General features: G+C 65.4%; 1 protein-coding gene. It reads right to left on the minus strand.

Translation table 11 applies throughout. The annotated features are described in order from the left end of the window. The coding region (locus AHiyo1_RS26955; protein ID WP_253257374.1) for a PDZ domain-containing protein at positions 1-738 on the minus strand (738 nt) is incomplete at both ends.

Below are 738 nucleotides of genomic sequence, written 5' to 3' on the forward strand. Positions count from 1 at the left end.
GGAGAGCCCGACGCCGTCGATCGCCAGGATCACGTCGCCCACCTTCGCGTCGGCTCCCGGCCGGGTCAGCGGCGAGTTGGCCAGGGGGTCGGAAGTGTCTCCCGCCAGGATGCGCGTGATCTCCCAACCGGCTTCCGTGAGCTTGAGGTCGGCACCGAGCCTGCCCTGGCCGTTGCTCCCTGGTTCGCCCACCGCAGCCGGACGAACGTATGCGTGGGACGTGCCAAGCTCACCGTGCAGTTCCCACAGAAGGTCCACCAGGTCGTCGTGCGAGCCGAGGCGTTCGACGACGGGACGGTACCGCCGGTAGACCGAATCCCAGTCCTGGCCCGCCATGTCTTCGGTCCAGAAGAAGTCCCGCTGCAGCCGCCATGCTTCGTCGAATGCCTGTCCCCATACGGACAACGGATCCAAGACCATCCGGATCCGGTTCAGCTCAACCTTGACAAGCTCTCCCGATTCTTCCTCGGCCTTGGCGTCGGATGGTACGGCGACAACCTGCTTATCATTGACGAAGACCAGTTTCTTGCCGTCTCCGGAGAGTCGGTAGCGCTCCACGGCGGGGACGAGTGTGACCTGTTTCTGCTTCGAAAGCTCGTAGCGGACCAGCGCTGGAGCAGGTGCCTTGTCCTGCACCGTGCCACGGCCATCTCCCGTGACGCCTGAGAGGGGGGTATCGAGCCACAGCAGCGCGCCGCTGGAGGCCGAAAGCGCCGAGTAGTTGCCCTGCGGCACCGG

It is taken from the genome of Arthrobacter sp. Hiyo1, from assembly GCF_001263615.2.
Taxonomy (GTDB): Bacteria; Actinomycetota; Actinomycetes; order Actinomycetales; family Micrococcaceae; genus Arthrobacter.